The following is a 21743-nucleotide window of genomic DNA, read 5'->3' on the forward strand; positions in this document are numbered from 1 at the left end:
GAGACGCGAAAACCGGCACCGCCACCCTGCTCAGTTGCGCATCGCCGGCACCGCCGCGGCCGCGTGCAACTGCGCCCGCAACTCCGGCGTCAGCTGTGGCCCGACCCGCTCGACCAGGCGCGCCATCGCGTACCCCACCATGCCGATATCGCAGGTCGGCGCGGCCAGCGCGGCCAGACAGGATCCGTCGCTGATCGTCATCAGGAACAGGTACCCGCGTTCCATCGCCACGATGGTCTGCTTCACCTCGCCCGACTCGAAGCACCTGGCCGCCCCGCTGGTCAGGCTGACCAGCCCGGACACCACCGCGGACAACTGCTGGGCGCGCTGACCGGGCAGGCGGTTGGAGCCGGCCAGCAGCAGGCCGTCGGCGGAGAGCACCACCGCGTGGGAGACCCCGGCCGCCCGGTTGACAAAATCGTCGACCAGCCAGTGGAAGTCCGCCAGCCGTTCGGTCTCGCTGCTCACTGCCGCTCCTTGTTCGCCAGAATTCGGTCGTCCGCCAGCGGATCCTCCGCGGGGACACGGGGACCGCCGGATTGGCTGGGGATCCCCGATGTGTGGTGGTCGTTGCCGGTGACCGCGCCGCCGAAGGTCCCCGGCGGCGGGGTGTGGTCGTCGGTGGATTCCCGGCCCTGCCGGACGCCTTGCTGGTAGGCGGAGAACCGGTCCCGCAGATGCTCCGCGTTCGGCCCTGGCCCCGGCCGGGGTGCGGGTTTCTCCACCAGCGCGTGCCGCCGCTGCGGGGAACCGGGCACCAGCAAGGATTTCGGCACTCGCTTGGGCAGTCCGGCCTCGGTCGCGTTGTGCTCGACCGGCGCGGACAGCGCGGCGGCGGCCTGCCAGCCGTCGTCGGCGGGGGAGGCCCAGGTCGAGGTGACGCTGACCGCGGGCTGGTCCGGCCGGACCGGGCGTTGCGGCGCGGGCAGGGCGGGCACCTGGGGTTCCTCGGTGCCGCAGGAGGCGCTGAACCACTCCGACAGGGTGAGTTCCCGGTGCGGGGTGCCTGCCCGGACGGTGGTGTCCCCCCGGCCGATGCGAACCCGTGGACGGGGGAGCGGGTTCGCATCGGTCCCGTTGCGCTGCAACGGATCCGGGGGGATCGGGGCGTCCGCCTTGTGCAACAGCGCCGGGGGCAGGATGACCAGCGCGGTGGTGCCGCCCTCGAACTCGTCGTCCTTGAGCTGCACGATGATCGAGTGCCGCTTGGCCAGTTCGCCGACCACGAACAAGCCCATCGCGCGGGTCACCGACACGTCCACCTCGGGCGGGGCGGCCAGCCGCTCGTTGAACCGGGCCAGGTCCTCCTGGCTCATCCCGATGCCGCGGTCCCTGATCTTGATCACCAGTTTGCCGGAGCGGGTCTGCACCGCGCGCACCGAGACCTTGGTGGTGGGCGGGGAGAACTCGGTCGCGTTGTCCAGCAGTTCGGCCACCAGGTGGGTGAGGTCGGTGACCACCCGGCCCTGGATCAGGGTCTCCGGCACCGGCAGCACCTCGACCCTGGCGTAAGCCTCCACTTCGGACAGTGCCGCGCCGATCACCTCGAACACCGGCACCGGCCGGGTCACCCACCGCTCCGGGCTGGTCCCGGAGAGCACCAGCAGGTTCTCGCTGTTGCGGCGCATCCGGGTGGCCAGGTGGTCCAGCTCGAACAGGCGGGCCAGGTGGTCCGGGTCCAGCTCCTCCTGTTCCAGGCGGTCGATCAGGTCGATCTGCCGCTCCACCATCTCCTGGCTGCGCCGGGACAGGTTGGTGAACATCTCGTTGACGTTGGCGCGCAAGGCCATCTCGGCCACCGCGAGCCGCACCGCCTCCTTGTGCACCACGTCGAAGGCCCTGGCCACCTGGCCCACCTCGTCGGTGGTGTGCACCGGCACCGGCGCGACCGCGGTCTCCGCCGAGGCCCTGGGGTCCTTCTCCGCGCGGATCCGGCTGATCACCGCGGGCAGCCGCACCCGCGCGATGTCCAGCGCCGCGCCGCGCAGGGCGCGCAACGGCACCAGCATCCAGCGCGCCACCATGATCATCAGCGCGAACGCGGCCAGCAGGGCCAGACCGACCAGCGCGGAGTCCCGGTACACCGCGGCGCGGGCGTCCGCGATCACGGTCACCACGGATTTCTCCGCCTGTTGCTGGATGTTGGTGAGCACCTCGGCCACCAGGGCGACCGTGCGGTCACCGTCGCGCAGCACCTCGACGTCGTCGATGGTCACCGGCTGCCCGGCGTCGGCCTGCACCAGCGCCAGCTGCACCAACCGGTTCAGCCCGTCCACCGGCGGTCCGCTGACGGTGTCCAGGTAGCGCTGCCGGTCGGCCAGGCTGGCGGTGCTCTCGAACTCGGCCAGCGCCGCGTCGAAGCGGGAGCGGGCCGAGCGCAACGCGGTGACCTGGCCGGGCGGGAACTCCTCGGCGCGGGCCGCGGCCTGCAGGATCGCGTTCTGCACCGCGAGCTGTTCCTTGGCATCGGCCAGGGCCTTGGCCGCGGTGGCCAGTGGGGTGAGCACCGGGTCGTTGACCCCGGCGGTCGCGGCCCGCTGCACCTGGGTCAGCGAGTCCATGATCTGGGTGTAGCCGGTGATGGTCGCGCCCACCGGGTATTTGGTGCCCTGCACGGTGCGCCGCAACGCGCCTAGCTTGTCCAGGGATTCCAGCGCGACCTCGAACGAGCCGCGTACCCCGCCGCCGATCCCGGTGGCCGCCGCGCCGAGCGCGCGCAACTCGCCGACCTGCAGGTCCACCGCGGAGATCCGGTTGCTGTGCTCGGGTCCGCCCGCGGCCCTGCCACTGGCCACATAGGACACCGCGGCGTCGCGTTCCCGTTGCAGCGCGGTGCCGGTGGCCACCACCTTGCCCGCGATCTGCAGTTCCTGCTGCACCTTGGCGAACAGGTCCACATCGCCGAGCTGACTGCTCAGCCGCAACCCGGCCAGGGTCACCGTGCTCAGCGCGGGCACCAGCAGCACCACCGCGAGTTTGCTGCGCAGTGGCCAGTTCCGCGGGGACAGCGAACGTCCGTTGGGGGACTTGGGCTTCTCGTGCTCGCTCATGCCGGGCTCCCGCCGAGCAGCATTGGTTTGATGTCCATCGGCGCCTCTAACAGTCCGTAGGTGCGCATGAGGTCGGCGACCCGTTGCAGCCGGGTGGCGTCGATGCTGATCGGGTACACGCCGAAGTGCACCAGTGCCGCGGTCTCCGCGTCGATCTGGGCGAAGCCGGGCAGCAGTGATTCCACTGTGGACTTGCGGGCCGCGTCCTGCTGACCGCGGTTGAGTGCCCGCCGGAACGCCTCCACCGCCTGGGGATGGGCCTTGGCGAAGGCGCCGGTGGTGGCGTACCCGGCGATCGGGATGTCGGAGGTGGGGCCGCTGGCCGCGTCCAGCACCGGGACCGCGCCCAGGGTGCGTTCGGCCTTGCTGATGAAGGGTTCCACCATGAACGCGGCGTCGATCTTCTTGTTTTGCAGGGCCGCCTGCATGTCCGGGAACGGCATTTCCACGAACGTCACCGTTTTCGGGTCGACGTTGTTGGCCTCCAGGGTGGCCCGCGCGGTCAGCTCCAGGATGTTCTTGAAGGTGTTGATGGCGATCTTCTTGCCGGCCAGGTCCTTCGGGCCGCGGATCGGTGAGTCCGGTCCGGTGAGCACCAGGAACATGTTGGCCCGCGCCTGATAGCCGTCCGCGGCGAGTTTGATGCCGCCGGCGTTCTTGGCGGTGCCCTTGGCCTCGGCGGCGAAGAAGGACACCCAGTTGCCGAAGGTGAAGTCCAGCTCGTCCTTGAGCATGCCCGCCACCCCTGGCCCGCCGCCCTGGATGGTGGTCAGCTCCACCTTGAGGCCCTCGGCCTTGAAATAGCCCTTGGCCAGCGCGATGTGCACCGGTGCGACATCGACCACCGGCATGATGCCGAGCCGGATCCGCTGTTCCTGCACCGGCGCCCCGCTGCCGCCGGCACTGCCGCCGAAGACGCCACAGCCGGTGGCCAACAGCAGCAGGGACAGTAACAGCGCGACTGAGCGGGGTCTGCGGGTTCGCGGGTTCATCGGGGGTTTTCCTAACTCGGCACGGCGATCGTGCGGGCGAAGGGCGGTCCGACGTAGTCCTCGGCGAGACTGGTCGCCGCGGCGGTCGAGCTGACGGTGTGGTGCAGCTGGGAGAGCTGGAGGTAACGCTGGAACTTGTCCGCGCCGGGGGAGCGGTGCAGCATGTCGGTCATCAGCGAGGAGAACCGCTGCGCCCGCCAGACCCGGCGCAGCGCGGTGTCCGAATAGGACTCGGCGGGGCGCTCGTCGTTCTCGGCCAGCAACGCGGTGAAGGCATCGGCCAGCAGCGCGACGTCGGCGATGGCCAGGTTGAGGCCCTTGGCGCCGGTGGGCGGCACGATGTGCGCGGCGTCCCCGGCCAGGAACAACCGCCCGTGCCGCATGGGTTCGGCGACGAAGGCCCGCAGGTCGGTGTTGATGGTCTCCAGGATCTCGCCGGGCCGGATCTCCTCGCCCAGCCGGGCACTCAGCTCCGCCCAGATCCGCTCGGCAGGCCAGTCCGCCGGAGTGTCCTCTGTGGACACCTGGAGGTAGAGCCTGCTGATCTCGGGGGTGCGCATGCTGGCGAGTGCGAAACCCCGGTCGTGCGCGGCGTAGACCACCTCGGCACGGGTCGGGGGTGTGCGGGCCAGGATGCCCAGCCAGGCGAAGGGGTAGCGGTGTTCCAGCGCGGTCAGCGTGGGCGCGGCCGGACGGGTGACGCCGTGGAAGCCGTCGCAGCCCGCGATGACCGCGCAGTCGAGCACCTGCGGCCTGCCGTGCCGGTCGGTGTAGCCGATCCACGGCGATTCGGTGGTCAGGCCGTGCAGGCGCACGTCCCGCACCTCGAACCGCAGGTCGCCGCCGTCGCGCAGCCGGGTGGCGACCAGGTCCTTGACCAGTTCCTGCTGCCCGTACACGGTGACCGCCTTGCCGACCAGGTCGGCGAAGTCGATCCGGTGCTCCACCCCGTCGAAGCGCAACAGGATCCCGTGGTGGGTCAGACTTTCCCGGTCGAGGCGATCGGCCACGCCGGCCTCGCGCAACAGTTCCACGGTCGGGGCCTCCAGGACCCCGGCGCGAACCCGCTTCTCGATGTAGGAGCGGCTGCGGGTTTCCAGCACAACCGAGTCGATCCCGTTGCGGTGCAACAGGTGGGACAGGAGCAGTCCGGCCGGTCCGGCGCCGACGATGCCAACCCTGGTGCGCACGAGCTATTCCCCCCTTTCCTCAACGGGTCGCGGACGCTTTGGCTTTCTGGATCTGCTCGTACACTTCCGCCCGTAACTCGGCGAAACGCGGCAGTGCCCTGGTGTGCAACTGATCGCGCTCGGCGGGCAGGTCGATCCGGATCTCCTGCTGCACCACGGTCGGCGCGCTGGAGAGCACGATCACCCGCTCGCCCAGGTAGACCGCCTCGTCGATGTCGTGGGTGACGAACAGGATCGTGACGCGCAGATCCCGCCACACCCGGCGGATCAGGTCCTCCAGATCGGCCCTGGTCTGCGCGTCCACCGCGGCGAAGGGCTCGTCCATCAACAGCACCCGTGGCTGGTAGGCCACCGCTCGCGCGATCGCCACCCGCTGTTGCATGCCGCCGGAGAGCTGCCACGGGTAGGCGTCGTGGTCCCCGGCCAGGTCGACGGCCGAGAGGGCCAGCCTGCCAAGGCGTTCCCGTTCGGCCTTGGCCATCTTCTTCTGCCGCAACGGCAGTTGCACGTTCTCCCACACGGTCAGCCAGGGGAACAGGCTGCGCCCATACTCCTGGAACACCATGGCCAGCTCCACCGGCGGACCGGTGACCGGTTTCCCGTTCACCGCGACACTGCCGCCCGTGGGCGGCAGCAGGCCGGAGAGGCATTTGAGCAGGGTCGTCTTGCCGCAGCCGGAGGGTCCGACCAGGCAGACCAGTTCGCCGTCCGCGACTTCCAGACTGACCTCGCGGACCGCCTCCACCGTCCGGTTCTCCCCGGGGTAGACCTTGTGCAGCTCCCGCACCGTGAGCATGCCTTGCCTCGCCTCCGTGACGTCCCGGCTCATCCGTCGTCCCGCTGGGCGCGCCGGAGGCCGAGGTACCAGGACAGCGCGCGGCGTTCGGCCACGCGGAACAGCAGGGACAGCGCGACGCCGAGCAGTCCGAGCAGGATGATGCCGCTCCACATCTCCGGGATCGCGAAACCGCGCTGGAAGGAGATGATCGTGAAGCCGAGTCCGTTGGTGGCGGCGAACATCTCGCTCACCACCATCAGGATCACCGCGATGGACAGCGCCTGCCGCAACCCGGTGAAGATCCGCGGGCTGGCCGAGCGCAGCACCAGGTGCCACAGCACGGTGACCCCGCGCAGCCGGTACAACCGGGCGGTGTCCCGCAGCACCTCGTCGATGCCGCGCACCCCCTCCACCGTGTTGAGCAGCACCGGCCACACCGCGCCCGCGGCGATCACGGTGATCTTCATGGTGTCCTCGATGCCCGCGAACAGCATCAGGATCGGCACCAGCACCGGGGGCGGGATGGCGCGGAAGAACTCCAGCACCGGCTCGGTGGCCAGCCGCACGGTCCGGTTGAGTCCGATGAGGACACCCAGACCGATGCCGAGCACCGCGGCCAGCGCGAATCCGAAGGCGAGGCGACCGAGACTGGGCAGCACGTCGTTGAGCAGCCGTTCGGAGAACCACACCTCGCCGAAGGTGGCCAGGATCCGGGACAACGGGGGGAGGTAGATGTTCTGACTGTCCGAAGAGGACAACCACCACAGGCCGAAGAGGACTCCCGGCAGCCCCACCGCGTAGGCGAGGCGTCGGAGCAGTCTGGCGGTCACCGGACCGAGTCACCTCGCACGGCCGGATGCCAGGCCAGCACATGCCGTTCCACCGCCCGGAAAACCAGGTTGAGCAGCATGCCGACCAGACCGGTCACCAGCACCAGCGCGTACAGCGTGGCGATGGCGCCGCTGGACTGGGCCAGCGCGATCTGCCTGCCCAGTCCGGGACTGCCGATGACCAGCTCGCCGGTGACCGCGAGCACCAGCGCGACACTCGCGCCCAGCCGCACCCCGGTGAGCACGTAGGGCAACGCGCTGGGCCAGACCACCCGGCGCACCCTGGCGCACAGCCCGAGCCGGTACACCGTGGCGGTGTCCATCGCGACCGGGTCCACATCGCGCACCCCGGCGATCACCTGCACCAGCACCTGCCAGAAGGCCGCGTACACCACGAGCAGCAGGGTCGAGCGCAGATCGGTGCCGAAGAGCAGCACGGCCAGGGGAACCAGCGCGACCGAGGGGATCGGCCGCAGGAATTCGATGGTGGAGGCGGTGGCCTTGCGCACCACGGGCAGCAGCCCGATCGGCACGCCGAGCAGGATCCCGCCGCCCACCGCGAGCAGCAGGCCGATGGCCCATCCACGCAGGGTTTCGTAGAGGGAGAACCAGAACACCGGACTGGCCGCCTCGGCGGCGAGCGCGCCAAGCATCTCGGTCAGCGGTGGCAGGTACACAGTGGACACCAGCCCGAGGCGCGGCGCCAGTTCCAGCACGACCGCCAGCCCCGCCACGCCGAGCGCGCCGAGGGTGGTGGCCGAGGTGCCGGCGCCGCGCACCGGGGAGGTGAGGATCATGGCAGCAGTGCGGTCAGGTCGGGCTTGCCGGAGACCAGGCCGTCCTGTGGCGCGAGATCGGCCAGCACGGCCACCGATTCGCGGTTCACCTCAGCCGGCCAGTCCGGCAGGGTCAGCGCGGCCACCTGCTCCTTGGTGATCTTCGTGTAGCTGGTGATCGCCTGCCGCGCCTCATCGGGGTGCGCGGTGGCGTAGGTGGCGGATTCCTTGGCCGCCTCGGTGAACCGGCGCACCAGGTCGGGTTGTTCGGTGCGCACCTTGGCCGAGGTGAAATAGGCCGCCACGGTCAGTTTCGGCGCGGTGTCCACGAAGTTCCAGGCCACCACCCTGGCGCCCTGGTTCTTGGCCATGGTGAGGAAGGGTTCCACCACCCAGGCCGCGTCCACATTGCCCTTGGCCAGTGCCGCGGGCATGTCCGGGAAGGCCAGCTCGGTGAATTTCACCGCGGCCGGATCGCCGCCGGCCTTGCGCACCGAGGCACGCACCGTGGTGTCGCCGATGTTCTTCAGGGTGTTCACCGCGACACTGCGGCCAGCCAGGTCCTTGGCGTTCTGCACGGGGGAGTCGCCGCGGACCACCACGGCGCCGAAATCGCCACCGGACTTCCCGGTCGAGGAGGTGCCATTGGCCACCACCTTGACGTCGAGGCCCTTGTCCCTGGCCACGAGCAGCGAGGTCATGTTGCTGAAACCGAAGGTGAGCTGGCTGCTCATCACCCCGGGCAGGATGGCCGCGCCGCCCTGGCCGGTCTCCAAACGCAGGTCGATACCCCGTTTGCTGAAGAAACCCTTTTCTTTGCCTAGGTAGATGGGTGCCACGTCGATGACGGGGACCACCCCGAGGCTGACCGAGGTGGTCGCGCCGCTGGTGCCGGGGGTGTCGCCACCACCGGCGACCGGGGAGGCGCAGCTGCTCAGGGCCAGTGCGCCGGATAGCGCGAAAGCGGTGGTACGCAGGGAAAACCTGGTGGTCACAACCTGCCGGGTCGCTGGAATGGGAATTACGTGTGGGGTTCGCCGCCGCAGCACCCCGGCGATGCTAGGGGTTCCCGCATTTCCGGGAAATCGTCCATCCGGGTCGGACTCAATTCACTGATTGTCCATTGTGGACGGGTTCAGAACCGTGAAAACCCCATGTGGAATCGGTTGCGCGGCAATGTGGAATCGGTTGCGCGGGACTGGACCGCGACCGTTGGACTGGACCATGCTGAGGCGTGCTGTTGCGTCAACTGGAGTATCTGGTCGCGCTCGCGCGGGAGCGGCACTTCGGCCGGGCCGCCGCGGCCTGCCATGTCTCGCAGCCCTCGCTGTCCGCGGCGATCCGTTCGCTGGAGAAGGAACTGGGCGCGCCACTGGTCGACCGGGGCCGCAAATTCGCCGGTCTGACTGCGGAGGGTGAGCGGGTTCTGCTGTGGGCGCACCGCATCCTGGCCGAGCGGGACGCCCTCCAGGACGACCTCTCCGCGATGCGCGAGGGCCTCACCGGGACGGTCCGGATCGGCGCCATCCCCACCGCGCTGACCGCGGTCTCGTTGCTCACAGCCCCGTTCTGCCAACGACATCCGCATGCCAAGGTCTCGCTGCGCGCACTGTCCTCCCGGGACATCGCGCACGGCCTGGCCGAGTTCGAACTGGACGCCGGACTGACCTATTTGGACGGTGAGCAGCTGGGCCGGGTCCGGCGACTCCCCGTATACGAGGAACGCTATCTCTTGCTCGCGCCGAGCGACAGTGATCTTGCTCGTCAGGGGTCGGCGAGCTGGGCCGAGGCGGCCGCGGTGCCGCTGTGCCTGCTATCCCCGGAAATGCGCAACCGGCGGATCCTGGACGAGCTGTTCGCCGCGGCGGGCGCGACCGTGGCCCCGGCGGTGGAGACCGACTCGGTGGCCGCGCTCTACGCCCACGTGGCCACCCGGACCTGGTACTCGGTCATCTCGCACGCCTGGCTGCACATGTTCGGCGTGCCGGCCGGGATGCGGGTGCTCCGGCTGCACGGCACCGCGCAGACCCCGAGGGTCGGCCTGGTCACCGCGGACCGCGATCCGGAGGCGCCGATGGCCGCGGCCCTGGCCGAGGTGGCCCGCTCACTGGACGTGCGCGCCGAACTGGACCGGGTGGCGCGCGGCCACCTGTCATAGCCCGCGCCTATCGAGCAACAGGAAAGAACGCTTTGACCTGCGCTGTTGCCGGGCAGAACGCTGTGGGAGGCAAGGGAAACCCACCCCAGTGCGAGGAGACGGCGAAATGGCGAAGGTGCTGTGCGTGCTCTACGACGACCCGGTGGACGGCTACCCGACCGGGTACGCCAGGGACGACCTCCCGCACCTGCACGGCTACCCCGGTGGCCAGACCCTGCCCACCCCGCAGGCGATCGACTTCACCCCCGGCGCGCTGCTCGGCAGCGTCTCCGGTGAGCTGGGCCTGCGCCGGTTCCTGGAGAGCCGCGGCCACACCCTGGTGGTGACCTCGGACAAGGACGGCCCGGACTCGGTGTTCGAGCGCGAACTGGTGGACGCGGACGTGGTGATCTCACAGCCGTTCTGGCCCGCCTACCTCACCCCGGAACGGATCGCCAAGGCCCGCGACCTCAAGCTCGCGGTCACCGCGGGCATCGGCTCGGACCACGTGGACCTGGCCGCCGCGATCGAGGCCGGGGTGACCGTCGCCGAGGTCACCTACTGCAACAGCATCAGCGTGGCCGAACACGTGGTGATGATGATCCTCGGCCTGGTCCGCAACTACCTGCCGGCGCACCGGATCGTCAACGAGGGCGGCTGGCACATCGCGGACGCGGTGGCCCGCTCCTACGACCTGGAGGGCATGCACGTCGGCACGGTCGCCGCCGGCCGGATCGGACTCGCGGTGCTGCGCAGGCTCAAGCCCTTCGACGTGCACCTGCACTACACCGACCGGCACCGTTTGCCCGCCGACGTCGAACAGGAGCTGGGCCTGACCTTTCACCCGGACGCGGCCTCGATGGCGCCGCACTGCGACGTGGTCACCGTCAACGCCCCCCTGCACCCGGAAACCGAGGGCCTCTTCGACGACCAGCTCATCTCGACCATGCGCCGCGGCGCCTACCTGATCAACACCGCCCGAGCCAAGATCGCCGACCAGGACGCCGTGGTACGCGCACTGGAGTCCGGTCACCTGGCCGGATACGCCGGTGACGTGTGGTACCCACAGCCCGCCCCCGCCGATCACCCGTGGCGCACCATGCCGAACCACGGCATGACCCCACACATCTCCGGCTCCTCGCTGTCCGCGCAAACCCGCTACGCCGCGGGCACCCGGGAGATCCTGGAGAACTTCTTCGATGGTTCCCCGATCCGCGACGAGTACCTGATCGTGGCAGGCGGCAAACTGGCCGGAACCGGAGCGCACTCCTACTCCACCCGCTGACGCCCCACCCGCTGAGCTGGGACTCGCCGACTCCACCGGCATCCCCGCCCAACCGCGGGCTCAGCCCGAGCGGACCACCACCGGGCTCGGGCTGAGCCACGTCCACCGCTCCACCCGGTCCACCCGGCACGAATGTCCGTATCGCGCGGAGTTCGCCCTGGCCCGCAGCCACCAGCTCATCCCGCACACTCCGGCCCGGCCCGGCCCGGCCCGGCCCGGCCGGGGCGCGGCGCGGCGCGGCGCGGCGTGGGACTGGGGCGCCCCGCCCGGGGAGCCCGCGCACCACGAACTGACCGTGGAGCTGTGCGACCCCGTGGACACGGTGCACGTCCACCTGGCCGAGGTGGCGGTGCGTGAGGTGGCTGCCCGAGGAACCGGGCGCCCGCGACCCCCTGCTGTAACATCTAGCCAGGCCCTGACTGCCTCGGGACCATGCCTGACCAGCACTTTGTGGACAAAGGCCAGCCCAGGGTCGCCCCTGTGGATACGCTGGGAACCAAATCACCGCTTCCCGCGTTGCGTGAACAATAGGAAGCGCGCCACCCGCACCGCCGCCCCAATCGCCCCCAGCCCCAGCCCCAGCCCCAGCCCCCTCAGACTCAGCCTCCACCGGCCCACCTCCCACCGGCCCCGCCGCCCACCGGCCCCGCCGCTGCGGCCGCACCCCGGCGACCCCGGCCCAGCCTCGCACCGACCAGGCCCCGGCGCGGTTCGCCGGACCGGGTGACGCGCGTTCTGTGCAGCGAGCACAGCGCGTTTGTGCAGGGCCGAATCCGGAGATCGGCCGGATACTGCCCGCATGGCCGAGTTCGAGTACACCGCCAACCCCGCCCGGATCGTCTTCGGCGCGGGCACGCTGAGCCGACTGCCCGCGGAGGTCCGCGCCCTCGGCGGCGGCAGGGCCCTGCTGCTGGGCACCTCCGTAGCGGGGACCGATCGGGCCGCGGCCTCGCTCGGTCCGCTGCTGGCCGCGCGGTTCGATCGGGCTGCCATGCACACGCCGGTCGAGGTCACCGAGTCCGCGCTGGAACTGCTGCGGGCCAGCGACATCGACTGTCTGGTCGCGGTCGGCGGCGGCTCGGCCAGCGGCCTGGCCAAGGCCCTCGCGTTGCGCACCGGCCTGCCGCAAGTGGTGCTGCCCACGACCTACGCCGGGTCCGAGGTCACCGCGGTGCTTGGCCAGACCGAGCACGGCCGCAAGACGACGCTGACCTCGCCGAAGGTGCTGCCGGAGACGGTGATCTACGACGTTGAGCTGACCCTCGGCCTGCCGGTCGCACTGTCGGTGACCAGTGGGATCAACGCGATGGCGCACGCGGTGGAGGCGCTCTACGCCTCGCAGGCCAACCCGGTCACCGAACGCCTCGCGGTCGAGTCGATCACCCTCCTGGCCCGCGCGCTGCCTCGCATCGTGGCCGGCCCGGCTGATGCCGACGCTCGCGCGGACGCGTTGCAGGGCGCCTGGCTGGCCGGGACCTGCCTCGGTTCGGTCGGTATGGGTCTGCATCACAAGCTCTGCCACACCCTGGGTGGCGCGTTTGGCCTGCCGCACGCGCAAACCCACACCGTCGTACTACCGCATGCCATGGCCTACAACGCTTCCGCCGCCCCAGCCGCGATGCGCCTGATCGCCGAGGCACTCGGTGTCACCGACGCACCCCGCGGCCTGTACGACCTGATCGTCGGCCTGGGTGGCCCGATCTCGTTGCGGGAACTGGGTTTGGCCCAGGCCGACCTGCCCAGGGTGGTCGAACTCGCCACCGCCACCCCGTACCCGAACCCGCGTCCGGTCACCGCCGACGGCCTCACCGCGTTGCTGACCGATGCCTGGAACAGCCACGCCCCAACGTCTTCCGGCCCGCCCGACCTCAACCCCCTCACCGAGGAAGTCGTGGCCAGCTTCGCCAACACCCCCGATCGGCGGACCCGCGAGCTACTGGGTGACCTGGTCCGCACCTTGCACGGCTACGTCGGTCGCAACGATCTCACCCAACCCGAATGGCAGCAAGCGGTGGAATTCCTGGCCCGCACCGGCCAGATCAGCACCCCGACCCGCCAGGAGTTCGTGCTGCTCTCGGACGTGCTCGGGGTCTCCAGCGCGGTCGACATCCTCACCAACTCCAGAACCCCCGACACCACCCCGTCCGCGGTGCTCGGACCGTTCTATGTGGACGGTCCACCCGAGACACCGCACGGCGCCGACCTGGCCGCCGGACTGCCCGGCACCCCGATGTTCGCCGACATCACCGTCACCGACATCGGCGGCGCCCCGGTCGCCGGCGCGGTGGTGGATGTCTGGCAGGCCAACGAAGACGGCTTCTACGACGTCCAGCTGCCCGACCTGGCAGGACCGGTGCTGCGCGCCCGCTTCCACACGAACTCCCTGGGAAAACTCACCTTCACCGCGATCCTGCCCGCCGAGTACCCCATCCCCGAGGACGGCCCGGTCGGCCAACTGCTCGCCGCGGTCGGCCGCCACCCCTACCGCGCCCCGCACGTGCACTTCATGATCGCCAAGCCTGGCTATCGCACCCTGGTGACCCAGCTCTTCGTCCGGGGCGGCCGGTACCTGGACTCCGACACGGTGTTCGGCGTCAAAACCGGCCTGATCGTCGACTTCCCCGAACACCAGGCAACGGCTCCCGACGGTCGTCCTGGCCCGTGGCGGTCGCTGAACTTCACCTTCCGTATCGCAGCCGAGTAGGGCGCTCAACGCCGAGCGCGCAGATCACCCTCGATCCCCTTGCACGCCAACAACAACCGCGGCAGCAACTCCGATTCCAGCGCCGCCGCGGAGAATCGGCTGGCATGCGTGGCGATGTTCGCCGCCGCCACCACCCGGCCCGCCCGGTCCCGGATCGGCGCCGCCACCGACCGCAACCCCTCCTCCAACTCCTGGTCCACCACGGCCCAGCCCTGCTCCCGCACCACCCGCAACTGCTCCCGCAACCGGTCCGCCGAGGTGATCGTCCGCGTGGTCAGCCGGGTCAACCCGCTGGCCGCCAACGCATCCTTCAGCGCGGTCGCGTCCAGCTCGGCCAGCAGCACCTGCCCCATCGAGGTGGCGAAGGCCGGAAACCGGGTCCCCACGCTGATCCCGACGGTCATGATCCGGGTCACCGCCGCCCGCGCGACGTACACCACGAACCCGCCGTCGAGCACCGACACCGAACTCGACTCGCCGACCTCGGCCGACAACCGCTCCAGGTGCGGCTGCGCCACCTCCGGCAGCGACTGGCTGGACAGGTAGGCGTAGCCCAGTTCCAGCACCCGCGCGGTCAGCGCGAACTGCTTGCCGTCGGTGCGCACGTACCCCAGGTCCACCAGTGTCAGCAGGAACCGGCGCGCGGCGGCCCTGGTCATCCCGGTCTCCCTGGCCACCTCGCTCAGCGTCAGCTCCGGGGTGTCCGGGCCGAACGCGGTGATCACCGCCAGTCCACGCGCCAGCGACTGCACGTGGTGCGCGCCCCGCTCCGCCTGCTCGTCCATCTCACTCCCGCTCACACCTGCAGCACCACGGCCAGACCCTGCCCGACCCCGATACACAGTGTGGCAAGGCCCCAGCCGCCGCCCGCACGCCGCAGCCGGTGCGCCAACTGGGTCAGCAACCGCCCGCCCGAGGCGCCCAGCGGATGCCCGAGCGCGATCGCGCCGCCGTCGGTGTTGACGATCTCCGGATCCAGCTCCGGCCAGGCCCGCAGGCAGGCCAGCGCCTGCGCCGCGAACGCCTCGTTCAACTCCACGGCGGTCAGCTCCGACCAGCCGATCCCGGCCCGCCGCAACGCGATCTCCGCCGCGCGCACCGGCCCCAGCCCGAACACGTCCGGATCAACTCCCGCCGCACCACGTCCGGCGACCCGGGCCAGTGGCGTCACGCCCAACCGCCGTGCCGCGTCCGCATCACCCAGCAGCACCGCTGAGGCTCCGTCGTTCAACGGAGAGGAGTTCCCGGCCGTGACCGTCCCTTGTGGACGGAAAACCGGCTTCAACCCGGCCAGTTTCGCCGCGGTGGTATCCGCCCGGATGCTCTCGTCCCTGGTCAGCGACACCCCGGGTACCGCGACCACCTGCTCGTCGAAGTGCCCCGCAGCCCAGGCCGCGGCGGCCAGCCGATGACTCCGCAACGCGAACTCGTCCTGACTGACTCTGTCCACTTCGGAGCGTTCGGCCAGGATCTCGGTGCTCTCGCCCAACGACACCGTCCACTGTGGCGGCATCGCCGGATTCACCATCCGCCAGCCCAGCGTGGTGGAGTGCAATGTCGCGTCCGTCGCCGGGAAGCCCTTGGCGGGCTTGGGCAACACCCACGGCGCGCGGCTCATCGACTCCACGCCGCCCACCGCCACCAGCGAGGCGTCCCCGACCGCGATCATCCGCGAGGCGTGCATGGCCGCGTCCAGGCTGGACCCGCACAACCGGTTCACCGTGCTGCCCGGCACCGAGGTCGGCCACCCGGCCAGCAGGGTGGCCATCCGCGCCACGTTCCGGTTGTCCTCCCCGGCCTGATTCGCCGCCCCGAACACCACCTCGTCCACCGACCCCGGATCAAACCCGGCCCGCTCGGTCAACGCCCGCAACACCACCGCCGCCAGGTCATCCGGCCGAACCCCCGACAGCGCCCCGCCGTGCCGCCCGAACGGAGTCCGCACCCCGTCCAGCAAGAACACCTCGGTCATGACCGCTCCTTCAGCTCCCGCAGCATCGCCAGCTCGGCCGCGGTCGGCGCCGGCGTCTCGCTTAACTCGGGGGAGACCCGCAGCTCCCACCCGGTGGCCGCCCGCACCCGCGGCACCGACACACCCGGATGCACCTGCGTCAACGTGAGTTCCCGCGTCTCCGCGTCCGGCCGCAACACGCCAAGATCGGTGATCACTGTCGTCGGCCCGGCGCCTCGCAGCCCCAGCCGTTCCCGGTCACCGGCCCCGGACCCGTGTCCGACCGAGGTCACGAAGTCCACCCGCTCCACGAAGCTCCGCGGATTCTGCCGGACCACCACAAAAACCTCCCGGCAGGAGGCCGCGATCTCCGGCGCCCCACCGGCTCCGGGCAGCCGGACCTGGGGCTGGTGGTAGTCCCCGACCACGGTCGTGTTGATGTTGGCGAACCGGTCCAACTGCGCCGCGCCAAGGAAACCCACATCAATCCGCCCAGGCTGCAACCAGTAGTTGAACACCTCGGGCACACTGATCACCGCATCCGCGGTCTCACCCAGGATCCCGTCGCCGATCGAGGCCGGCAGCCGATCCGGTTTGGATCCCAGGGTCCCCGACTCGTAGATCAGCACCAACTCCGGCGCGTGCGTCAGCCGGGCCAGATTCGCCGCGGTGGAAGGCAATCCGATCCCGACGAAGCAGCGAACCCCGTCCCGCAACGCCCTGGCCGCCGCCACCGTCATCATCTCGTCCGCGGAGTACTCACTCATGCCAGGCTCCCGGAGTCCGCGAAGACGTTGTCCCGCAACCATTCCCGGAACCGCTCCCGATCTCGCGAGATCGCGTCCCAGTCCTGGTACCACTGGTTGTCCCGCTCGGAATATCCCTGCGCGTAGGAGGGATGGGCCCCGCCCGGCACCACGGCGACCCGGGTGACCGCCCACGATGGCAACACGACCGCCCCCGGCACCGGCGACAACTCGTCCACCACCTCCTCGACGGTCACCAAACTCCGCCGAGCCGCCAGCACTGCTTCCTTCTGCACCCCGAGTAGTCCCCAGAGCTGCACATTGCCGCGCCGATCGGCCCGCTGCGCGTGCACGACGGTCACATCCGGGTTCAACGCGGCCACCGCCGCCAGCCGCTCCCCGGTGAACGGACAGTCAACCGACCGGATGGTAGGCGTCACCGCACCAAGATCGGTCCCCGAATACCCGCGCAGCACCGCGAACGGCAACCCGGAAGCCCCAGCCACATACCGGTTGGCCATCCCCGCGTGACTGTGCTCCTCCAGCTCCAGCGCCCGCGGCCACGCGTGCTCCACCGCGTCCCGGAACCGGTGCAACGAACCGACCCCGGGATTCCCGCCCCAGGAGAACACCAGCTTGCGCGCACAGCCCGCGCCGATCAGCTGGTCGTACACCAGGTCCGGCGTCATCCGGACCAAGGTCAGCTCCCGCCGCCCCTGCCGGATGATCTCGCGTCCAGCCGCCATCGGTATCAGATGGGTGAAACCCTCCAGCGCGACCACGTCCCCGTCACGCACCAGCTCGGCGACCCCATCCGCCAGCGACACGATCTCCGCCATCGCCCGCTCCAATGTTCGCATTGCGCACACAAGTTCTACATACGAACATAGCCCCGCCCCAAACCACCGTCAACAAACCCCGGCCGCCCCGCCCTCACTCCAACCCGCCACCCCGGACAGCCGCGTACACCGCCTCCACCAATCCCGTCACCCGAAACCCAGCCCCCTCCAACAACTCCGCCCCCCGATTCGGCACATACCCGAAACTCAACCCGGTCCCGGGATCCGCGAACCCAAACGCTCCCGTGCTCCCGCCATGCCCAAACGACCCCTCCGGCAACGCAGCCGGCACCATCGGCCCGCCCGGGACCATGAACCCCAGCCCCCAGTCCGTCCGGCACCCCAGCACCCGGTCCACCCCGCTCACAAGCCGCCGCCGAGCCTGATCAAGCAGCTTCCGCGACACCACCCGACCGTTCAGTAGGGACGCGAACATCCCGGCCAGTCCCGCCGCGCTCGCCACCCCGTCCGTGGACGGCGCCTCCACCAACACGAACTTCGGGTCCGTCGCCTCCGCCCACCCGATCGCCAAACTCCCTTGCGTCGCCCGATATCCCAACGACAACGGATCCACCGCCGCCTCCGCCCACTCCGCCAGTCCTGTCTCGCCCAGCCGGACCTCCTCGGCCATCCCGGGCAACACCAGCCGCGCCAACCGCGGCAGCTCCGCCTCCGGCAACCCGATGAAGCAGTCCAACCCCAGCGGCCCGGCGATCTCGGCCGCGAAATACGTCCCGACCGACCGTGCGGTAACCCGGTGCACCAGTCCGCTCAACGCGTGTCCCAGCGTCACCCCGTGATACCCGTGCGCACTGCCAGGCGACCACTCCAACCCGGCCGTCGCGATCTTGTCGAAGGTCGGCGTGATCGCGACCAGGTCCTCGTAGGTGATCGGATCCGCGTCCAGGGTCACCAGGCCCGAGCTGTGTGACAACAACATCCGCAGGGTGACCTCGCTTTTGCCCGCCGCGGCGAACTCCGGCCAGTACCGCGCGATCGGCACGTCCAGCTCCACCAGTCCCCGATCGACCAGTGTCAGTGCCGCGACCGCCGCCATCGCCTTGGTCGTGGACGCCACCGGGGCCAGGGTGTCGCGCCGCCACTGCCGTCCGGTGGCCGGATCGGCCAGGCCGCCCCACAGGTCCACCACCGGGTTCCCGTGGTGCAGCACGACGAGTCCCGCGCCGGCCTCCCGGCCCTCGGTGAAGTTCCGGCTGAAGGCGTCCCGGACTCCCTCGAACCCCGTCCGGGCCGTCCCGTTGATCTCGTCCACGCCCCACCTCCGTGTTGTCGCGCGCGCCTACCGACCGGTTGGTAGACGGCCGAAGTTAGCCTACCGACCGGTTGGATGGTTGCCTACCGACCGGATGGTAGGGTCGTTCGACCAGCGGAAATGAGAGGACTCGAATGCCAGACAAGACCTGGACACGGATCATGGACGAGGCCAGGACCTTGTTCAGTCAGCACACCTACGGCGGCACCTCGATGCAGCAGATCGCCGCGGCGGTCGGCATCACCAAGGCATCGCTCTACCACTACCACGCGGGCAAGTCCGCGATCCTGGTGCACCTGGTGCGGACGCCCCTGGCCGAGCTGGAAGGCGTGCTCGAGAGCCTGCACCCGGAGGCCGAACTAGAAGAGCGCCGGGAGGGGGTGCTCAACGGCTTCGCCAACGTCATGATCAAGCACCGGCAGACCATGGGCCTGCTGCTGCGGGACGCCTCCGCGCACACCGAGCAGACCGCCGAGGTCCTCAACCAGTTCCAGTCGCTCATCGACCGCGCCATGGACGTGCTCTCCGACGGCTACGACGACTGGCGCCGCCGGCTGCGCGCCGCCCAGGCACTGGCCGCGGTGGCCGACCCCATCACCCTGTTCGCCGACATCCCCGCCGACGACCTGCATGCCGAACTCGTGCACGGCGCGCACGCGATCCTGGCCCTGCGTCACCGCTGAGCGGCCGGGGACCCGCGCCTTGTGGCGGAAGAGCCCTAGGGTTCGTGGGTGGTCACCGTGCGGCAGTTGGAGTGTTTTGTCGGGGTCGTGGACAGTGGGACGTTCACGGCGGCCGCCGAGGTGTTGCTGCTGACCCAGCCCGCCCTCTCGCGCAGCGTCCGCGAACTCGAACGAGTGGTCGGGGCGCCGCTGCTGGAGCGGTTGCCGCGCGGGGTGGAACTGACCGCGGTCGGCCGGGCGGTGCTGCCCGCGGCGCGCAGCGCGCTGGCCGAGGCGCGCCGGGTGCGGGAGATCGGGCGGCGGGCGGCCGGGCTGCTGACCGGCGAGCTGCACGTGGCCGTGGTGCAGTCGCTGACGCTCGGCGCGTTGCTGCCGGTGGTGCGGCTGTGGCGGGAGGAGCACCCCGAGGTCGAGTTGCGGATCACCGAGTTCACCCACCGGGACCACCTGGAACAGGCGGTGCGGGACGGGTTCGCCGACCTCGCCGTCTCGCCCCGGCCGCGAGAATGGGACGGGCCGGTGCGGGAGCTGGGCACCGAGGAGTTCGTGCTGGTCCTGCCGACCGGTGAGTCGGCGCCGCCAGCGGGGGAGCGGTTGCCGGTGGCAGGGCTGGCACAGCGGCGGTGGGTGCACTTCGACCCGGTGAACGGGCTGGCCGAGGTGGTGGACCAGACCTGCGCTGCGGCCGGGTTCAGCCCGATCGTGTCGGTGCGGACCGCGCAGACCAGTGCCGCGCCCCGGCTGGCCGCGGCGGGGCTGGGCCTGGCGCTGGTGCCGGCCAACATCCTGGTGCCCACCGACGCGATGACCGTGGCCTTCCCGGAACCGGCCGTGCGCAGGCCGGTCGCGGCGTTCACCCGGCGGGCGCCGGATCCGATGACCGGGGCGTTCCTGGAACTGCTGGAGCGGGCGGCGGCCGTGGTGCCCGCGTTTCTGCCCGCGCCGCCCGACCGGTCGGTAGGGGAGTGAGCCGACGCTGATGCGCAGCTACAGCGGCAGGGGCGGGTTGGGGCCGTTCAGGAACTCGGTGGTGATGAACAGCAGCGGGGTGTCGCCGATGTTCTCCAGATCGTGCAACAGGAACCGGTCCGCGGCGAAGGCCAGGAACTTGCTGTCTCCCGACCGGTAGGTCACCTCGCGGGTGCTGCCGTCGTGGCTGTGCTGACGACTGTGTCCACTGTGGACGGCGGTCCAGGAGTAGTCGAGCACGTGCCGGTGCGCGGGCAGGCGTTCCCCTGGCGCCAGCCGGACCTCCCACAGCCGGGTCCACCTGGTCACCTCGATCAGGCGGCTGCCGACCGCGCCGTTGTGCGCGTTGCGGCGGAACTCCGCGTGCAGTTCCGGGCTCCAGCCGTGGTGGTCCCGCGCGATCAGCGTGCCCGCCAGTGGCAGGGCCAGTTCCGTCATCGATGTCCTCCTCGGTCCGGATCCAGCTTCCGGGGCGGACCGCGGGCACGTCCAAGGCCGGTTTTCTCTGGTGGTGATGACTTTCCCGCATGCCGGGACCCGGCCACCCTGGTGCCGGGCGGCCGGGTCCCGGTGGCTCAGGGACGGCCGCCGGGCTTGGGGCCCTGGTAGCCGGGGCGGGAAGAGTCGTCGATGCCGACCTCGTAGCGGATGCCGGGGCTGACCTTGTTGCCGCGCACGGTCGCGTTGGTGGACTTGATCGCCAGCCCGATCGCCTTCACCGGCGAGGCGGCGAACTCGTTCTGCTCGATCGTGGCGTGCTGGATGTCCTCGAACATCAGCGTCTGCGAGGCCTTCACCGTCTCGCAGAAATTGCCGCGAATGGTGAAGTGGTGTGAATGACCGCGCCCGCTGCCCTCACCCTCGTTCGGGCCCTCGGCCATCAGGCACATGTTGTCGATCTTCTCGCACCGGTTGCCCTCGATCAGCACGTCCTGGCTGGCCGGGGTGTTGGTGGCGTAGGTCTGCATGCAGTCCGCGTGCCCGTACCGGTTGCTGGTGCCCGAGACCGTGTTGCGCAGGATCTTGATCCCGGCGCCGAAGAACCGGATGCCGTCGCCATCGCCGTTGCGCGGCTTGGTGATCGTGTTGTCCTCAAGGGTGATGTTGTTGCCCTGCGCGCGAATCCCCGGCGCCTCCGGATCGAGCAGGCGGAAGTTGCGGATCACCACGTGACTGGCGTTGACCGTGATGCCGTTGACGTCCTTGCCGGTGCCGTCGACGATCAGCGGCTGCTCCGCGGTGCCGCCCTGGGAGATCACCAGGCGGGACCTGGCCGGTTCGGCGACCCCGGCCGCGGCCGGGGTGAGCGAGACGACGATCGCCACCGCCGCGATGACCGCCGACACCTTTCCGATCATGTGGATTCCTCTCCTCGCACTGACCCGGCGGGTTGCCGCACCGGATGCGGCGGCTGCTAAGCGGGTTGCCAGAAGTTGTGTCCGTAACTCGCGGGAGTTGACCTTCCCTCGAACGTGAAGAGCCCCGTCGGGTTGGATTGAGTTACCACACACAACCGACCCGACGAGGCCTCCTTCAGTAT

Annotated in this window: 20 protein-coding genes; 5 read left to right on the plus strand and 15 right to left on the minus strand. The window is 70.3% G+C overall.

All coding sequences use genetic code 11. The features are described from left to right. Positions 1–30 precede the first annotated feature (30 nt). Genes ACTOWY_RS31295 through ACTOWY_RS31330 form a run of 8 tightly spaced genes read right to left on the minus strand, consistent with a single transcriptional unit; the run spans position 31 to position 8611 of the window. Positions 31–468 carry a roadblock/LC7 domain-containing protein gene (locus ACTOWY_RS31295; RefSeq protein WP_441313207.1) on the minus strand — a complete coding sequence of 146 codons (438 nt, stop codon included), beginning with the start codon at positions 466–468 and terminating at the stop codon, positions 31–33. Further along, positions 465–3050 (minus strand): sensor histidine kinase, encoded by a 2586-nt coding sequence (locus tag ACTOWY_RS31300; protein ID WP_441313208.1) that lies wholly within the window; start codon positions 3048–3050, stop codon positions 465–467. The genes ACTOWY_RS31295 and ACTOWY_RS31300 overlap by 4 nt, the downstream gene beginning before the upstream one ends. Then, the gene (locus tag ACTOWY_RS31305; RefSeq protein WP_441313209.1) at positions 3047–4042 is read right to left on the minus strand and encodes an ABC transporter substrate-binding protein; all 996 of its coding nucleotides are present in this window, start codon (positions 4040–4042) and stop codon (positions 3047–3049) included. The genes ACTOWY_RS31300 and ACTOWY_RS31305 overlap by 4 nt, the downstream gene beginning before the upstream one ends. 11 nt (positions 4043–4053) lie before the next feature. Then, positions 4054–5232, minus strand: coding sequence for a 4-hydroxybenzoate 3-monooxygenase (locus ACTOWY_RS31310; protein WP_441313210.1), 1179 nt, complete (start codon positions 5230–5232; stop codon positions 4054–4056). A gap of 19 nt (positions 5233–5251) precedes the next feature. Continuing rightward, positions 5252–6028: an ABC transporter ATP-binding protein gene (locus ACTOWY_RS31315; RefSeq protein ID WP_441313224.1), complete on the minus strand. Its 777-nt coding sequence runs from the start codon at positions 6026–6028 to the stop codon at positions 5252–5254. Positions 6029–6057: 29 nt separating this feature from the next. Continuing rightward, the gene (locus tag ACTOWY_RS31320; RefSeq protein WP_441313211.1) at positions 6058–6840 is read right to left on the minus strand and encodes an ABC transporter permease; all 783 of its coding nucleotides are present in this window, start codon (positions 6838–6840) and stop codon (positions 6058–6060) included. Next, positions 6837–7637 carry an ABC transporter permease gene (locus ACTOWY_RS31325; protein ID WP_441313212.1) on the minus strand — a complete coding sequence of 267 codons (801 nt, stop codon included), beginning with the start codon at positions 7635–7637 and terminating at the stop codon, positions 6837–6839. Before ACTOWY_RS31325 ends, ACTOWY_RS31320 begins: the two co-directional genes overlap by 4 nt. Further along, complete coding sequence (locus ACTOWY_RS31330; protein WP_441313213.1) at positions 7634–8611, minus strand: ABC transporter substrate-binding protein; 978 nt, start codon at positions 8609–8611, stop codon at positions 7634–7636. The genes ACTOWY_RS31325 and ACTOWY_RS31330 overlap by 4 nt, the downstream gene beginning before the upstream one ends. Before the next feature lie 239 nt (positions 8612–8850). Between ACTOWY_RS31330 and ACTOWY_RS31335 the strand changes: the two genes are divergently transcribed. The 3 genes from ACTOWY_RS31335 to ACTOWY_RS31345 all read left to right on the plus strand — a co-directional run bounded on the left by ACTOWY_RS31335 (position 8851) and on the right by ACTOWY_RS31345 (position 13742). Further along, a complete protein-coding gene (locus tag ACTOWY_RS31335; protein ID WP_247762049.1) occupies positions 8851–9774 on the plus strand; it encodes a LysR family transcriptional regulator in 924 nt (307 codons plus the stop codon). A 106-nt stretch (positions 9775–9880) separates the two neighbouring features. Next, positions 9881–11038 (plus strand): NAD-dependent formate dehydrogenase, encoded by a 1158-nt coding sequence (locus tag ACTOWY_RS31340; protein WP_441313214.1) that lies wholly within the window; start codon positions 9881–9883, stop codon positions 11036–11038. Positions 11039–11837: 799 nt separating this feature from the next. Beyond that, positions 11838–13742 carry a maleylacetate reductase and hydroxyquinol 1,2-dioxygenase domain-containing protein gene (locus ACTOWY_RS31345; RefSeq protein ID WP_441313215.1) on the plus strand — a complete coding sequence of 635 codons (1905 nt, stop codon included), beginning with the start codon at positions 11838–11840 and terminating at the stop codon, positions 13740–13742. A 5-nt stretch (positions 13743–13747) separates the two neighbouring features. Here the strand turns inward: ACTOWY_RS31345 and ACTOWY_RS31350 are convergent, their stop codons facing one another. From ACTOWY_RS31350 to ACTOWY_RS31370, 5 genes are all read right to left on the minus strand, one after another. After that, positions 13748–14527, minus strand: coding sequence for an IclR family transcriptional regulator domain-containing protein (locus ACTOWY_RS31350; protein WP_441313225.1), 780 nt, complete (start codon positions 14525–14527; stop codon positions 13748–13750). Positions 14528–14538: 11 nt separating this feature from the next. Continuing rightward, on the minus strand, positions 14539–15714 hold the full coding sequence (locus ACTOWY_RS31355; RefSeq protein WP_441313216.1) for a thiolase family protein: 1176 nt from the start codon (positions 15712–15714) through the stop codon (positions 14539–14541). Then, positions 15711–16460, minus strand: a complete 750-nt coding sequence (locus ACTOWY_RS31360) for a CoA-transferase subunit beta (RefSeq protein WP_441313217.1) — start codon at positions 16458–16460, stop codon at positions 15711–15713. Before ACTOWY_RS31360 ends, ACTOWY_RS31355 begins: the two co-directional genes overlap by 4 nt. Continuing rightward, the gene (locus ACTOWY_RS31365) at positions 16457–17278 is read right to left on the minus strand and encodes a CoA transferase subunit A (RefSeq protein WP_441313218.1); all 822 of its coding nucleotides are present in this window, start codon (positions 17276–17278) and stop codon (positions 16457–16459) included. The genes ACTOWY_RS31360 and ACTOWY_RS31365 overlap by 4 nt, the downstream gene beginning before the upstream one ends. A 94-nt stretch (positions 17279–17372) precedes the next feature. Beyond that, entirely contained in the window at positions 17373–18551 is a 1179-nt protein-coding gene (locus tag ACTOWY_RS31370) for a serine hydrolase domain-containing protein (protein WP_441313219.1), read from the minus strand. A gap of 134 nt (positions 18552–18685) precedes the next feature. Here ACTOWY_RS31370 and ACTOWY_RS31375 point away from each other — a divergent pair, with 134 nt between their 5' ends. Together ACTOWY_RS31375 and ACTOWY_RS31380 are read left to right on the plus strand one after the other, a co-directional pair. Continuing rightward, positions 18686–19234, plus strand: coding sequence for a TetR/AcrR family transcriptional regulator (locus tag ACTOWY_RS31375; protein WP_441313220.1), 549 nt, complete (start codon positions 18686–18688; stop codon positions 19232–19234). A 57-nt stretch (positions 19235–19291) separates the two neighbouring features. Further along, positions 19292–20203: a LysR substrate-binding domain-containing protein gene (locus tag ACTOWY_RS31380; RefSeq protein WP_441313221.1), complete on the plus strand. Its 912-nt coding sequence runs from the start codon at positions 19292–19294 to the stop codon at positions 20201–20203. Positions 20204–20221: 18 nt separating this feature from the next. Here ACTOWY_RS31380 and ACTOWY_RS31385 read toward each other — a convergent pair whose 3' ends face one another. Then, positions 20222–20641: a hypothetical protein gene (locus ACTOWY_RS31385; RefSeq protein WP_441313222.1), complete on the minus strand. Its 420-nt coding sequence runs from the start codon at positions 20639–20641 to the stop codon at positions 20222–20224. 137 nt (positions 20642–20778) lie between these two features. Beyond that, entirely contained in the window at positions 20779–21561 is a 783-nt protein-coding gene (locus tag ACTOWY_RS31390; RefSeq protein ID WP_441313223.1) for a right-handed parallel beta-helix repeat-containing protein, read from the minus strand. Positions 21562–21743: the final 182 nt, after the last annotated feature.

The sequence above is a fragment of the Crossiella sp. CA198 genome, assembly GCF_052078295.1.
Classification (GTDB): domain Bacteria; phylum Actinomycetota; class Actinomycetes; order Mycobacteriales; family Pseudonocardiaceae; genus Crossiella.